The sequence below is a fragment of the Streptomyces sp. S07_1.15 genome, from assembly GCF_020739505.1.
In the GTDB taxonomy this organism is placed as follows: Bacteria; Actinomycetota; Actinomycetes; order Streptomycetales; family Streptomycetaceae; genus Streptomyces; species Streptomyces xinghaiensis.
Window position 1 is genome coordinate 6,373,449 of the sequence record NZ_JAJBZK010000001.1, and the last position, 13,106, is coordinate 6,386,554.

Sequence of the window (13,106 nt, forward strand, 5' to 3'; positions counted from 1 at the left end):
GCCCACGGGCGCCGGCGGCGGTTCAGCCGTCCCGCGCGGGGCCGGAGGGGGAGCGCGCGGCCCGTGCCAGGAGCAGCTCTTGCTCCCGGGCGTTGCGGGTGAGCGAGGCCGCGCGCCGGAACTCCGCGCGCGCCTCCTCGTCCCGGCCCAGGCGGGCCAGCAGATCCCCGCGGACGCTCGGCAGCAGGTGGTAGCCCCGGAGGACCGGCTCGGCCACCAGGGCGTCGACGAGACGCAGCCCGGCCTCCGGGCCCTCCGCCATCGAGACGGCGACGGCCCGGTTCAGCTCGACCACCGGGGAAGGGGCCAGCTCCAGCAGCCGCCCGTACAGCGCGGCGATCGCCGCCCAGTCGGTGTCCTCGTAGCGGACCGCCCGCGCGTGGCAGGCGGCGATCGCGGCCTGGACGGAGTACGGGCCGCGGCCCGCCCGGAGCAGGGCCTCGGCGCCGCGGAGGATCAGCATCCGGTTCCACCGCGAGCGGTCCTGGTCGGCGAGCAGCACCGGCTCGCCGCCCGGACCCGTACGGGCCGCGATACGGGAGGCCTGGAACTCCAGCAGCGCCAGCAGGCCGTGCACCTCCGGTTCCCCGGGCATCAGGTTCGCCAGGACGCGGGCGAGGCGGAGCGCGTCCTCGCACAGCGCGGGACGGCACAGGTCGTCACCGGCCGTCGCCGCGTACCCCTCGTTGAAGACCAGGTAAATGACCTCCAGCACCGACGAGAGGCGCGCCTCCCGGTCGGCCCCGCCGGGGACTTCGAAGGGGACGCCGGCCCTGGCGAGCGTGCGTTTGGCGCGGACCACGCGCTGGGCGACCGCCGGTTCGGAGACCAGGAAGGCGCGGGCGATCTCATCCGTGGTCAGGCCGCCCAGCAGGCGCAGCGTGAGGGCGGCCCGGGCCTCCCGGGACAGCACGGGATGGCAGGCGGTGAAGATCAGGCGCAGCAGGTCGTCGTCGATGTCGTCCGGGTCGCCGAGGTCCTCCGGGCCGGGCGGGGGCACGTCCTCCAGGGTCCGCCCGACCTCCGCGAGCTTGCGCGCGTAGGTCTCCCGGCGGCGCACCAGGTCGATCGCGCGGTGCCGGGCGGTGGCCATGAGCCAGGCGCCCGGCTTCTCCGGGACGCCCGACTCCGGCCACTGCTCCAGCGCGGCGACCAGCGCGTCCTGCGCGAGTTCCTCGGCGATGCCCACGTCCCGCACGATGCGGGCGACACCGGCGGTGATCCGCGCGGACTCGATTCTGAACACCGCTTCGACCGTCTCGGCCGTGCTCCCTGCCGTCACAGCCACCCATCAGAACAGCCGCGGGGAGGCGCGAGCAAGCCGCGCCGGACCGTCGCGGGGCGGTCAGCCCTCGGCGATCTCGCGGACCTCGGCGGTGATGGTCCAGTACTCCTCGTGGGTCCGCAGGAACCGCTTCGTCCACTCCAGGGCCTCGGCCTTGTCCTTGGCCTGGATGATGGAGTAGCCGCCGATGACTTCCTTGCTCTCGGTGAACGGCCCGTCGGTGCAGTTGATCTTCCCGCCGGACCAGGTGACCCGGGTGCCCTCGGAGGTCGGGGTGAGCCCGGCCGTGTCGAGCATGACCCCGGCCTTGGTGATCTCCTCGAACAGGGCGCCCATGCGCTCCTGCAGCTCGGGGCTGGGGCCCTCGGCGGGGGCGTTCTTCTCGTCGATGCGGATCAGTGTCAGGAAACGCGGCACGGCGGCTGCTCCTCGCTCGGAAGGACGGGGCCTCTCCCCGCCTCTCATCCTGACGTCGAACGGGAGACGGCCGGATCGACATCTCGCCGGAACTTTTTTCGCGGAGATGTTCCGAAGGGGGCCGGCCGGGCGGCGGGATGGCGGCGGGAGCGTCCCGCCGGGGCTACGAGCGGCGGCGGGGCCGGCCGCGCTTGCCGCCCCTGGCGCCGCCGGAACCGCCCCGCGGGTTCTTCCCCGCGGCTTTCCCGGTCGGCTTCCGGGCCGTCTTCCCCGCCGGCTTCCCGGCCGCGGGTGTCCGCCGCGTCCCGCGCTGGTCGCCGGCGCGCTCGTCCTTCCGCTGTGCCGGTGCCGGGCGGCCACGGGTGCTGTTGACGGTCCGGCCGCGGACGATCCCGATGAAGTGTTCGACCAGGTCCGTGGTGGCGTCCTCCCGCCACGACAGGGCGACGCGCGACTGGGGGGCGTCGGAGACCGGCCGGTAGGTGAGGTCCCTGCGGTGGTGGAGACGGGCCAGGGACTGTGGGACGACGAGGACGCCCACACCCGCGGCCACCAGTTCGACGGCGTCCGCCGTGGTGGCGGGGCGCTCCTTCGCGGGCCGGCCCGGGAGGGTCTCCCAGCCGAGGGTGTCGTCGAGGGGGTGCAACACGATCTCGTCGGCGAGATCCGCGGCGGTCACCTCGTCGGCGGCCGTCACGACGTGGTCCTTAGGGACCACCACCACGGTCGTCTCGGTGTAGAGGGGGATCGCGCTGAGGTCCGTCCGGTCGGCCGGCAGCCGCAGGAAACCGGCGTCGGCACCACTGTCCCGCAGGACGCCGGCCGCTTCGGCGGCGGTCACCGGGAGAAGGCTCAGCGGGACCGCGGGCAGCCGCTCCCGCCAGATCCGCACCCATTTGGCCGGCGTCACGCCCGGGACGTACGCGAGCCGGAACGCGGGGGAGTCCTCCGAGCCTGTCACGCGGGCCAGGCTACCGGGTCGTGGTCGGGGGCATCGCCCGCGCTCGTTACCCTGGGCACCATGACGTCGCACCAGAACACCCAGACCATGAAGCCCGCGACCGCGGCGAAGAAGTTGGGTGTGTACCTCCAGGCCACCCCCGCCGAGTTCCAGGAGGGCGTCGTCACGCGCGGTGAACTGAACGCGCTGCAGGCCGACCCGCCGGAGTGGCTGCGGGACCTGCGGCGCGACGGCCCGCACCCCCGCCCGGTGGTCGCGGCGAAGCTGGGCGTGTCCATCTCGGGTCTCGCCCGCGGCGGCGTCACGGAAGCGCTGACCACGGAGCAGATCGACGCGCTGAAGCGGGACGAGCCCGGGTGGCTGCGGCAGGAACGTGCCACGCAGGCCGAGGTGCGGAAGGAAGCCGCGCGCCTCAAGGACCTCAGGGAGAAGAACGCGGCGCGGGACGCCGGGCCGGACCGTCCGCGTTCCTGACCCGCCACCGGGCACCGCCCGGCCCCCGGCGGAACGCCGACGCCCGGCGGGCCCCTCCGCCCGGGGCCGCAGCCGCGAGCACCGGTGGTCTCGGCTGCCCCGCCGCGCGCGGGTGGATCGCCGGACCACCGACGGGACCGCGCGGCACCTGGCACCACCCGTCCGCCCGCCTGCCCCGGGCCCTCCCGTCCCGGACCCTCCCGCCCCGGACCCCGTGCCGGGAGGAGCACGGCCCGGGGCCGGGCCGGGGGCGAGGGGCCGGGCGAGGACCAAGGGAACGGGAACAGCGCATTCCGGGAATTCCCGCCACCCACCGGAACCGCACCCTTTGATTGCGTATCCGTCGAATGTTTCGTCCGCCGGCCGGGGAGCGCCCCACGATGGGTCCCGCACGGTTCACCGTTCGAATCACGGAGGGACGCAGATGCAGATACGTCGAAAGGCTGCGGGGCTCGTCGCGGCGGTGGGGCTGGCCGGCGGCACGCTGCTGGCCGCGGCGCCGGTACAGGCGTCCGGCACGGCTCAGACCCCCGGCTCCGCCGAGCGGGCGGGAGGCGACCGGGTGCAGACGGCGCCGCCGGCTCCGGCGGGTGCGCGGGCGGACGCGGGCGTGATGGCGACGTCGCCGAGGATCTCGCCCGCGGCCGAGCAGATCCGCTACGTCACGTCGAACACGGACTACGCCTGCTCCTACGGGCGTCTGTGCACGCGCGTGTGGGACCCGGTCGTCGGCAAGTGGAAGATCTTCGACCTGTACGTCTGCCGCACCTACTCGCTGTCGTACTGGAACGGCACCGGTGGCTACGTCAACAACCAGACCACCGGCACGAAGGCGTACTACTACAACTCCAGCGGCGGGGTCATCAAGACCTCGACCGCGCTGGACACCAGCAACTCCTACAACTGGACTCCGGTCTGGAAGATCAAGAACTGCTGACCGCGAACACGGCGCGGCGCCCGCCCGGGATCGGAGAGAGCCCGGGCGGGCGCCGCCCCGCGCGCCGTTCCGTCACATGCCCTTGAGCAGGGCCTCGCCCAGCGGCGTCCGGCGGTGCAGCACGCGGTGCCCGTCCCGGAAGGAACTGATCAGCCCCGCCTCGCGGAGCACCGCGGCATGACGGCTGGCGCTGGCCGGGGAGAGCCGGAGCGTGGCGGCGATCCCGCCGGTGGACATCGGCCGGCCGAGCGACTCCAGCGCCCGGGTCCGGGTGAGCCCGAGCAGCCGGTGCAGCCGTTCCGCGGAACCGGACGACCGTTCGGACTCGGCCAGCCAGCCCGGTGCGAGCGGGAGAGGATGGACCAGCACCGGAGGGAGTCCGGGGTCGGCCAGGGTGATGGGCCACCGCGTGCAGAAGAACGACGGGACCAGCGTCAGGGGGCGGCCGTGCAGCTCCAGGGTCCGGTCGAAGGGGTAGCCGCATTCGATCCGGCCGTCCCGCCAGGCCAGCTCGGGCTGGTAGCCGGCCAGCAGCCCTTCCGCCCCGGCGGCCAGTGCCGAGTCGGCGCGCGCCGAGCGATCCGCGTCGACTGCGCGGTCGACGGCCGCCCGGTAGGGAGCCACCGCCACCGCGTGATAGCGGCGTACCGCCTCCTCCAGCCGGTGCAGCACGTCGCTTCCGCCCTCGGCGAGCCGGCGGGCGCCCGGGGGCATCGTCCGGCCCTCGTAGAGCAGGGCGAGTTCCCGCCGCAGGCGCCGTCCGGGCGTGGAGAGCACGGCGTCCAGTCCGGCGTCCGGATCGGGGCTGCCGAGCCCGGGGGTGAGGAAGTCCGGAAAGTAGGGGGCGCACGGGCACAGCTCCATCAGCGCCCGTGTGGTCCGGACCAGGCCCGACCGCGTCAGTCCTTCGCGCACCCGCTTGCGCCACGGGTCGAACACCAGGGCGGAATGCCGGTTCTGGAGCAGTTGCAGGCTGAGCACCACGTCCCACATGAAGTCACGGGTCCCCGCCACCCGCAGACGGTTGAGATCGTCCGTGCCGAAGCCGATACGCAGCATGCGTCCCGCACCCCTGTTCCCGCGACACACCGCTGTGAGGGACGGACCGGCGAGGACGGGCGGTTCCGGGGAGCAGGAGGATGTCCGGAAACACGGGCAGGGTGTGCCGGATTCCGACGGGCCTGTCCTGAACTCTCCGGTCCGGCCCGGGATGTGCGGTGCTTTCCGGTGACCGTGGCCGCGGTCACCAGGCGTCGATGACCGGAGCCCCGGGTTCGTACTGCCGCCAGGCCTCGTTGAGGCGCGCGAGGCGGTCCGCGGCGGCGATGCCGCGCAGGGACGCGACCTTGCCGTCGCCGACGTCGAACACCACGGCGCCCACGACCCGGTCGCCGACCACGGCGAGGACGGCCGGGCAGCCGTTGACCACCGCGATGTGCATCGCGGGCGAGCCGCCGGCCAGCCGCCGCTTCGCCGGCGTGGGCTTGAAACCGGCCCGCACGAAGGAGGCGACCCGCTCGGGCGTCTCCCACCGCAGCAGCCTCCGGCCCAGCCCGGCGCCGTCCGAGACCGCCGTCACGTCGTCGGTGAGCAGCGCCACCAGCCGTTCGGTGCGCCCCGACGCGGCGGCGGCGAGGAACTCCTCGGCGACCCGGCGTGCGGACGCGGGATCGGCCTCACCGCCCCGGCGGCGCCCGGCGGCGACCCGGGCCCGGGCCCGGTGGGCGTGCTGCTGGCTCGCGGACTCGGTGATGTCGAGGATCCCGGCGATCTCGGCGTGGCGGTACGAGAAGGCCTCCCGCAGGACGTAGACGGCCCGCTCGACCGGCGAGAGGCGCTCCAGGAGGGTCAGGACGGCCAGGGACACCGATTCGCGCTGCTCGAAGGTGTCGGCCGGGCCGAGCATCGGGTCGCCCTCCAGGAGCGGCTCGGGCAGCCAGGCGCCGGCCGCCCGCTCGTGGCGCGCCCGCGCCGAGCGGAGCCGGTCGAGGCAGAGGTTGGTGAGGACCTTGGTCAGCCACGCCTCCGGCACCTCGATCCGTTCGCGGTCCGCGGCCTGCCAGCGCAGGAACGTGTCCTGCACGACGTCCTCGGCGTCGGCGGCCGAGCCGAGCAGACGGTACGCGAGCGAGGCCAGCCGGTCCCGGCCGGCCTCGAACCTCTCGACGGCCGTGCTGTCCACGCGGAACAACCTAGGCGGCGGCACCCACACCGTCCCGGTCGGGTGCGGTGGCCAGGCGGCGCTTGCGCTGCGGCATGCCGAAGGTCGGGTGGGCGATGCCCCAGCCGGCCCCCGTGAGCACGCCCGCCTTGAGCCGCGCGGCGGTCCGGCCGCCCAGGTACCAGGACTTCGCCCGGGCGTCTCCGTCCACCACCTGGAAGATCGCGTCCCGCCGCCCGAGGCTGATGTGGTTGCCGTGGTACTTCAGCCCGGTGGCCGGGACCTCGCCGCCGGTCAGGCGCGCGACGATCGCGGCCGTCGCCCGCATGTTGGTCAGGCCGGCCGTGGCGCAGGACATCGGCAGCGGCCGGCCGTTGCCGCCGATCGCGTGGGCGCAGTCGCCGGCGGCGTAGACGTCCGGGTGGGAGACCGAGCGCATGGTGCGGTCGACGACGATCCGGCCGGTCCCGGTGGTCTCCAGGCCGGCGGCGGCCGCGATGGGGTGCACGGCGAACCCGGCCGACCACACGGTCACGTCGGCCGGGAGGGACGTACCGCCGGCGGTGATCGCCCGTGCCGGCTCGACGGCTTCGACGCGGGTGTGCTCGTGGACGGTGATGCCGAGCCGGTCGAAGGCACGGCGCAGGTGGCGGCGGGCCTTCGGGGAGAGCCAGTCGCCCGGCTCGCCGCGGGCGGCGAGCGCGACCGAGAGGCCGGGCCGGGACTCGGCGATCTCGGTGGCGGTCTCGATGCCGGTCAGCCCCTCGCCGACGACCAGCACGGTGCCGCCCTCGCCCAGGCCGGCCAGGCGCTCCCGCAGACGCAGCGCCGAGGACCGGCCGCATACGTCGAAGGCGTGCTCGGCCACGCCGGGGACCCCATGATGGGCCGCGGAGCTGCCGAGCGCGTAGAGCAGCGTGTCGTACGCGAGTTCGCCATCGCCGTCCGCGCCGGTCACGGCGTCCGCGCCGGTCACGGCGACGGTCCTGCGCTCGGGGTCGACACCGGTGACGCGCGCCAGGCGCAGCCGCACGCCGGTGCCCGCGAACACGTCGGCGAGCTTGCGGGATGCGAGGTCCCGGCCGGCCGCGAGCTGGTGGAGTCGCATCCGCTCGACGAAGTCGGGTTCGGCGTTGACGACGGTGATCCCGGTGTCGGCGGGGGAGAGCCGGCGGGCCAGGCTTCCGGCGGCGAAGGCCCCGGCATATCCGGCGCCGAGGACGACGATGCGGTGCTTCATGGGGATGCTCCTGTCTCGTTCGCGTGCCCCCTGAACGGGACGGCGCCCCAATTGCTGACACGGAGCGGATGTGACCTGAATCACTGCTCCGGAGTGGGCGGCCGGCAATCGGCAGGCGCCGACGTCACACGGGGCCGGCTGCGACACCCGAAGGCGTCAACTCAAGCGCCGGACGGCCGGATCGGCTGACCGGGCGGCCGCCGCACCCTTCTTGCATAAAACTGCGACCCTTCGTATAGTCATGCTGTCTAGCGGAGGAGTGACATGGCGACGCGTGTGGCAGTGGCGGGAGCGAGCGGGTACGCGGGCGGTGAAGTGCTGCGCCTGCTGCTCGGGCACCCCGGGGTGGAGATCGGCGCCCTCACCGCGAACTCCAGTGCGGGCCGGCGGCTCGGTGAGCTCCAGCCGCATCTGCTGCCGCTCGCCGACCGGGTGCTGGAGCCGACCACCACCGAGGTCCTCACCGGGCACGACGTGGTGTTCCTCGCCCTGCCGCACGGGCAGTCCGCCGCCGTCGCCGAGGAGCTGGGCGAGGAGGTGCTCGTCATCGACTGCGGCGCGGACTTCCGGCTGCGGGAGGCCGCCGCCTGGGAGAGGTTCTACGGCACCCCGCACGCCGGCACCTGGCCCTACGGTCTCCCCGAACTCCCCGGCGCCCGCGACGCGCTGCGCGGCGCCCGGCGGGTCGCCGTCCCCGGCTGCTACCCGACGGCCGTGTCGCTCGCCCTCGCCCCGGCCCACGCGGCCGGGCTCGTCGAGCCCGAGGCCGTGATCGTCGCCGCGAGCGGCACCTCCGGCGGCGGCAAGGCGCTCAAGCCGCATCTGCTCGGCAGCGAGGTGATGGGCTCGATGAGCCCGTACGGCGTCGGCGGCGTGCACCGGCACACCCCGGAGATCGTCCAGAACCTCTCCGCCGCGGCGGGGGAGCCGGTCACGGTCTCCTTCACGCCGACCCTCGCCCCCATGCCGCGCGGCATCCTCGCCACCTGCACGGCGAAGGCGAGGCCCGGCGTCACGGCGGACGCGCTGCGCGAGACATACGAGAAGGCCACCGCCGGTGAGCCCTTCTGCCACCTGCTTCCCGAGGGGCGGTGGCCCTCCACGGCCGCCGTCCTCGGCTCCAACGCCGTCCAGCTCCAGACGGCCCTGGACGAGGACGCCGGCCGCGTCCTCGTCATCGCCGCCGTCGACAACCTCACCAAGGGCACCGCCGGCGGCGCGGTGCAGAGCATGAACATCGCCCTCGGCCTCCCCGAGGAGACGGGCCTGTCCGCGGCCGGGATCGCCCCGTGAACGGCGCGCGCACGGCGGCGGCCGCGACGGCGGGAGCGGCGACGGTGACGGCGGCAGCGGCCGGCGGGGACACGACCACGGAAGAGACGGAGACGCAGTGAGCGTGACGGCAGCCAAGGGCTTCACGGCGGCGGGGATCGCCGCCGGCATCAAGGAGAGCGGGGACCCGGACCTGGCGCTGGTCGTCAACCACGGGCCGCGCCTGGCCGCCGCGGGCGTCTTCACCTCCAACCGCGTCAAGGCCGCACCCGTCATCTGGTCGGAGCAGGTCGTCAAGGGCGGCCAGGTCTCCGCCGTGATCCTCAACTCCGGCGGCGCCAACGCCTGCACCGGCCCGCTCGGCTTCCAGGACACCCACAGGACCGCCGAGAAGACCGCCGAGGCGCTGGGCGAGGAGTTCAGCCCCGGCGAGGTGGCCGTCTGCTCCACCGGCCTCATCGGCATCCGCCTGCCGATGGACCGGCTGCTGCCGGGCATCGGCACGGCCGTCGCCCAGCTCTCCGCGCACGGCGGCGAGAAGGCCGCCCTCGCCATCAAGACCACCGACTCCGTCCACAAGACCGCCGTCGCGGAGAGCCCGGCCGGCTGGACCGTCGGCGGCATGGCCAAGGGCGCGGGCATGCTCGCCCCCGGCCTCGCCACCATGCTCGTCGTCCTCACCACCGACGCCGACGTGGCGCAGCCCGAGCTCGACAAGGCCCTGCGCGCCGCCACCCGCACCACCTTCGACCGGATCGACTCCGACGGCTGCATGTCCACCAACGACACCGTGCTGCTGCTGGCTTCCGGCGCCTCGCAGGTGGCGCCCGGCTACGAGGAGTTCGCCGAGGCCGTCCGCGCCGTCTGCGACGACCTCGCCCGGCAGCTCATCGGCGACGCCGAGGGCGCCTCCAAGGACATCCGCATCGAGGTCGTGAACGCCGCGAGTGAGGACGACGCCGTCGAGGTCGGCCGCTCCATCGCCCGGAACAACCTCCTCAAGTGCGCCCTGCACGGCGAGGACCCCAACTGGGGCCGGGTGCTCTCCGCGATCGGCACCACCTCCGCCGTCTTCGAACCGGACCGGCTGAACGTCGCCATCAACGGCGTCTGGGTCTGCAAGAACGGTTCCGTGGGCGAGGACCGCGAGCTGGTCGACATGCGCTACCGCGAGATCCGGATCACCGCCGACCTGGCCGCCGGCGCCGAGTCGGCCGTCATCTGGACCAACGACCTGACCGCCGAGTACGTCCACGAGAACAGCGCCTACTCCTCATGAGCACCACGCGGAAGCACACCGCCCTCCCCAAAGCGCAGATCCTCATCGAGGCGCTGCCCTGGCTGACCCGCCACCACGGCAAGACCGTCGTCATCAAGTTCGGCGGCAACGCCATGGTCGACGAGGAACTCAAGGCCGCCTTCGCCCAGGACGTGGTCTTCCTCCGGCACGCCGGCCTCAAGCCGGTCGTCGTGCACGGCGGCGGCCCGCAGATCACCGCGCACCTGGACAAGCTCGGCCTGGTCTCCGAGTTCAAGGCCGGGCTGCGCGTCACCACCCCCGAGGCGATGGACGTCGTCCGGATGGTCCTCGCCGGCCAGGTGCAGCGCGACCTGGTCGGGCTGCTCAACCGGCACGGCCCGCTGGCCGTCGGCATGACCGGCGAGGACGCCCACACCATGACCGCCGTCAAGCGCTACGCCGAGATCGACGGCGAGAGCGTGGACATCGGCCGGGTCGGCGACATCACCGGCGTCGAGGCGGGAGCCGTCCAGGCGCTGCTGGACGACGGGCGCATCCCCGTCATCTCCTCCATCGCCCGCAGCGCCGACGACCAGCACGTCTACAACGTCAACGCCGACACCGCCGCCGCCGCGCTCGCCGCCGCGCTCGGCGCCGAGACGCTGATGGTGCTCACCGACGTCGAGGGCCTCTACGAGGACTGGCCCGACAGCGACGAGGTGATCAGCAAGCTCACCGCCACCGAGCTGGAGAAGCTGCTGCCCGACCTGGCCAGCGGCATGGTCCCCAAGATGGAGGGCTGCCTGCACGCCGTGCGGAACGGCGTCAACACCGCGCGCGTCATCGACGGCCGCGTGCAGCACTCGATCCTGCTGGAGATCTTCACGGACGAAGGCATCGGCACGATGGTCGTGCCCGACGCGCAGGGGGAGACGGCATGAGCCACGTGCACGGCAACCAGGAGCTCACGCAGCGCTGGCAGCAGGCGCTGATGGACAACTACGGCACCCCCCGCCTGCCGCTGGTGAGCGGCGAGGGCGCCCGGGTCCGGGACGCCGACGGCCGCGAGTACCTCGACTTCGTCAGCGGCATCGCCGTCAACGCCCTCGGCCACGCCCACCCCGCCGTCGTCCGCGCCGTCTCCGACCAGATCGCCACCCTCGGCCACGTCTCCAACCTCTTCGTCGCCGAGCCGCCCGTCGAGCTCGCCGAACGGCTCCTCCAGCTCCTCGGCCGCCCCGGCAAGGTCTTCTTCTCCAACTCCGGCGCGGAGGCCGTCGAGGCCGCGTTCAAGATCGGGCGGCGCACCGGCCGGAGCCACATGGTCGCCACCGAGGGCGGCTTCCACGGCCGCACCCTGGGCGCCCTCGCCCTCACCGGGCAGCCCGGCAAACGCGACCCCTTCCTGCCGCTGCCCGGCGAGGTGACGCATGTGCCGTACGGGGACGCGGACGCGCTGCGGGCCGCCGTCACCACCGACACCGCCCTGGTGATCCTCGAACCGGTCCAGGGCGAGAACGGCGCCGTCGTACCGCCCGCCGGATACCTGGCCGCGGCACGGGAGATCACCCGGGCCGCCGGCACCCTGCTCGTGATCGACGAGGTGCAGACGGGCATCGGCCGCACCGGCCACTGGTTCGAGCACCAGGCACAGGGCGTCGAGCCGGATGTCGTCACCCTCGCCAAAGGGCTCGGCGGCGGGCTGCCCATCGGCGCCACCGTCGCCTTCGGCGAGGCCGCGGAGCTGCTGGCGCCCGGCCACCACGGCTCGACCTTCGGCGGCAACCCCGTCTGCTGCGCCGCCGCGCTCGCCGTCCTCGACACCATCGCCGCCGAGGACATCCTGGACCGGGTCAAGCGCACGGGGGAGCGGCTGCGCGACGGGATCGAGGGCCTGGGCCACCCGCTGGTCGCACAGGTGCGCGGTGCCGGGCTGCTGCTGGGTATCGTGCTCACCGAACCCGTGGCCGCCCGCGTCCAGCAGGCGGCTCAGGAGGCCGGGCTCCTGGTGAACGCCGTCGCCCCCGGCGTCGTCCGGCTCGTCCCCCCGCTGATCATCGGCGACGACGAGGTGGACGCGCTGCTCGGAGCCCTGCCGGCGGTCCTGGACGAGGCCGCGGGCGACGGGGAATACCGACGATCCGGAGACTGACCACCATGAGCCAGGCGCAGGACACCGAGCACGGCGGGCCGGCCGTACCGCAGACCCGCACGGCCCGCCACCGGCGGATCGTCGACATCCTCAACCGCCAGGCGGTGCGCTCCCAGAGCCAGCTCGCCCGGCTCCTCGCCGACGACGGGCTGAGCGTCACCCAGGCGACGCTCTCCCGCGACCTCGACGAACTGGGCGCGGTGAAGATCCGCAGCGCCGGCGGTGAACTGATCTACGCGGTGCCGTCGGAGGGCGGCTTCCGCACCCCGCAGGCGCCGCTCGGGGAGTCGGTGAAGGAGCAGCGGATGGCCCGGCTGGCCGGTGAACTCCTCATCTCCGCCGAGGCCTCGGCGAACCTGGTCGTGCTGCGCACCCCGCCCGGCGCGGCGCAGTTCCTGGCCTCGGCCATCGACCAGGCCGAGGTCCACGACATCCTCGGCACCATCGCGGGCGACGACACCCTGCTGCTGATCAGCCGCGACCCGGCGGGCGGCCAGGCCCTCGCGGACCACCTCCTGCGGCTGGCCCAGCGGGCGCGCTAGCGCGCCGGCCGTTCTCAACGCCCGGTCGAACGCCGGGAGTCGGGGTGCTGGCGCCCGGGCGCCGTCACAACAGGTCGAACTCGCCCGCCCGGATGTCGGCGATGAACGCGGTCCATTCGTCGGCGCGCAGCAGCAGGGCGGGCCCGGAGGGGTCCTCGGAGTCCCGCACGGCCACGGTCTCCCGCTCGAACCGGGCGACTTCGACGCAGTTGTCCCTCCCGCCGCTGTAGGAGGAGACGGTCCAGCGCAGGGGCAGAGCCGAGGCATCGGGGACGTACGTGCTCATAGGCGTGTGGTGCCCGCTTCCCTGGCCGTGGCGGGGAATCCGCGCGGTGACACGGCCCACGGCCGGATCCGGTCGCAAGGCCCGCCCGCGCGGACCCCTCGCGCTCACTGTCCCTTGGAGGCTACCCGCGTCCCGGCCC

Annotated in this window: 14 protein-coding genes; 7 read left to right on the forward strand and 7 right to left on the reverse strand. The window is 74.0% G+C overall.

All coding sequences use genetic code 11. The features are described from left to right. Positions 1 to 22: 22 nt before the first annotated feature. The 3 genes from LIX60_RS27345 to LIX60_RS27355 form a co-directional block, all read right to left on the reverse strand. Positions 23 to 1,288, reverse strand: a complete 1,266-nt coding sequence (locus LIX60_RS27345) for an RNA polymerase sigma factor (RefSeq protein ID WP_374117927.1) — start codon at positions 1,286 to 1,288, stop codon at positions 23 to 25. A gap of 57 nt (positions 1,289 to 1,345) precedes the next feature. Further along, the gene (locus LIX60_RS27350) at positions 1,346 to 1,702 is read right to left on the reverse strand and encodes a YciI family protein (protein ID WP_227961553.1); all 357 of its coding nucleotides are present in this window, start codon (positions 1,700 to 1,702) and stop codon (positions 1,346 to 1,348) included. Between the two features lie 163 nt (positions 1,703 to 1,865). Further along, positions 1,866 to 2,663 carry a LysR substrate-binding domain-containing protein gene (locus tag LIX60_RS27355; RefSeq protein ID WP_227961555.1) on the reverse strand — a complete coding sequence of 266 codons (798 nt, stop codon included), beginning with the start codon at positions 2,661 to 2,663 and terminating at the stop codon, positions 1,866 to 1,868. A gap of 60 nt (positions 2,664 to 2,723) precedes the next feature. Between LIX60_RS27355 and LIX60_RS27360 the strand changes: the two genes are divergently transcribed. Together LIX60_RS27360 and LIX60_RS27365 are read left to right on the forward strand one after the other, a co-directional pair. Then, positions 2,724 to 3,137: a DUF5997 family protein gene (locus LIX60_RS27360; protein ID WP_227961557.1), complete on the forward strand. Its 414-nt coding sequence runs from the start codon at positions 2,724 to 2,726 to the stop codon at positions 3,135 to 3,137. 424 nt (positions 3,138 to 3,561) lie between these two features. Beyond that, positions 3,562 to 4,074, forward strand: a complete 513-nt coding sequence (locus LIX60_RS27365; RefSeq protein WP_227961559.1) for a hypothetical protein — start codon at positions 3,562 to 3,564, stop codon at positions 4,072 to 4,074. 72 nt (positions 4,075 to 4,146) lie between these two features. Here LIX60_RS27365 and LIX60_RS27370 read toward each other — a convergent pair whose 3' ends face one another. From LIX60_RS27370 to LIX60_RS27380, 3 genes are all read right to left on the reverse strand, one after another. After that, positions 4,147 to 5,133, reverse strand: coding sequence for a helix-turn-helix transcriptional regulator (locus LIX60_RS27370; protein WP_227961561.1), 987 nt, complete (start codon positions 5,131 to 5,133; stop codon positions 4,147 to 4,149). A gap of 184 nt (positions 5,134 to 5,317) precedes the next feature. Continuing rightward, complete coding sequence (locus LIX60_RS27375) at positions 5,318 to 6,256, reverse strand: sigma-70 family RNA polymerase sigma factor (RefSeq protein ID WP_227961563.1); 939 nt, start codon at positions 6,254 to 6,256, stop codon at positions 5,318 to 5,320. Positions 6,257 to 6,266: 10 nt separating this feature from the next. Beyond that, positions 6,267 to 7,475 (reverse strand): NAD(P)/FAD-dependent oxidoreductase, encoded by a 1,209-nt coding sequence (locus LIX60_RS27380; protein ID WP_227961565.1) that lies wholly within the window; start codon positions 7,473 to 7,475, stop codon positions 6,267 to 6,269. A 264-nt stretch (positions 7,476 to 7,739) separates the two neighbouring features. Here LIX60_RS27380 and argC point away from each other — a divergent pair, with 264 nt between their 5' ends. The 5 genes from argC to LIX60_RS27405 all read left to right on the forward strand — a co-directional run bounded on the left by argC (position 7,740) and on the right by LIX60_RS27405 (position 12,681). Beyond that, complete coding sequence (argC, locus tag LIX60_RS27385; protein WP_227961568.1) at positions 7,740 to 8,768, forward strand: N-acetyl-gamma-glutamyl-phosphate reductase; 1,029 nt, start codon at positions 7,740 to 7,742, stop codon at positions 8,766 to 8,768. Positions 8,769 to 8,865: 97 nt separating this feature from the next. Next, complete coding sequence (argJ, locus tag LIX60_RS27390; protein ID WP_227961570.1) at positions 8,866 to 10,026, forward strand: bifunctional glutamate N-acetyltransferase/amino-acid acetyltransferase ArgJ; 1,161 nt, start codon at positions 8,866 to 8,868, stop codon at positions 10,024 to 10,026. Then, positions 10,023 to 10,928 (forward strand): acetylglutamate kinase, encoded by a 906-nt coding sequence (gene argB, locus LIX60_RS27395; RefSeq protein WP_227961572.1) that lies wholly within the window; start codon positions 10,023 to 10,025, stop codon positions 10,926 to 10,928. The genes argJ and argB overlap by 4 nt, the downstream gene beginning before the upstream one ends. Beyond that, positions 10,925 to 12,139, forward strand: coding sequence for an acetylornithine transaminase (locus tag LIX60_RS27400; protein WP_227961574.1), 1,215 nt, complete (start codon positions 10,925 to 10,927; stop codon positions 12,137 to 12,139). Before argB ends, LIX60_RS27400 begins: the two co-directional genes overlap by 4 nt. A gap of 5 nt (positions 12,140 to 12,144) precedes the next feature. Further along, the gene (locus LIX60_RS27405) at positions 12,145 to 12,681 is read left to right on the forward strand and encodes an arginine repressor (protein ID WP_227961576.1); all 537 of its coding nucleotides are present in this window, start codon (positions 12,145 to 12,147) and stop codon (positions 12,679 to 12,681) included. 64 nt (positions 12,682 to 12,745) lie between these two features. Here the strand turns inward: LIX60_RS27405 and LIX60_RS27410 are convergent, their stop codons facing one another. Beyond that, positions 12,746 to 12,967, reverse strand: a complete 222-nt coding sequence (locus LIX60_RS27410) for a DUF397 domain-containing protein (protein ID WP_019708814.1) — start codon at positions 12,965 to 12,967, stop codon at positions 12,746 to 12,748. Positions 12,968 to 13,106 lie beyond the last annotated feature (139 nt).

Coding starts and splice junctions, on each gene's coding strand:
- LIX60_RS27370 (WP_227961561.1), bottom strand. CDS start 5,133: ATGCTGCGTATCGGCTTCGGCACGGACGATCTCAACCGTCTGCGGGTG.
- LIX60_RS27380 (WP_227961565.1), bottom strand. CDS start 7,475: ATGAAGCACCGCATCGTCGTCCTCGGCGCCGGATATGCCGGGGCCTTC.
- argB (WP_227961572.1), top strand. CDS start 10,023: ATGAGCACCACGCGGAAGCACACCGCCCTCCCCAAAGCGCAGATCCTC.
- LIX60_RS27405 (WP_227961576.1), top strand. CDS start 12,145: ATGAGCCAGGCGCAGGACACCGAGCACGGCGGGCCGGCCGTACCGCAG.
- argC (WP_227961568.1), top strand. CDS start 7,740: ATGGCGACGCGTGTGGCAGTGGCGGGAGCGAGCGGGTACGCGGGCGGT.
- LIX60_RS27365 (WP_227961559.1), top strand. CDS start 3,562: ATGCAGATACGTCGAAAGGCTGCGGGGCTCGTCGCGGCGGTGGGGCTG.
- LIX60_RS27400 (WP_227961574.1), top strand. CDS start 10,925: ATGAGCCACGTGCACGGCAACCAGGAGCTCACGCAGCGCTGGCAGCAG.
- LIX60_RS27410 (WP_019708814.1), bottom strand. CDS start 12,967: ATGAGCACGTACGTCCCCGATGCCTCGGCTCTGCCCCTGCGCTGGACC.
- LIX60_RS27360 (WP_227961557.1), top strand. CDS start 2,724: ATGACGTCGCACCAGAACACCCAGACCATGAAGCCCGCGACCGCGGCG.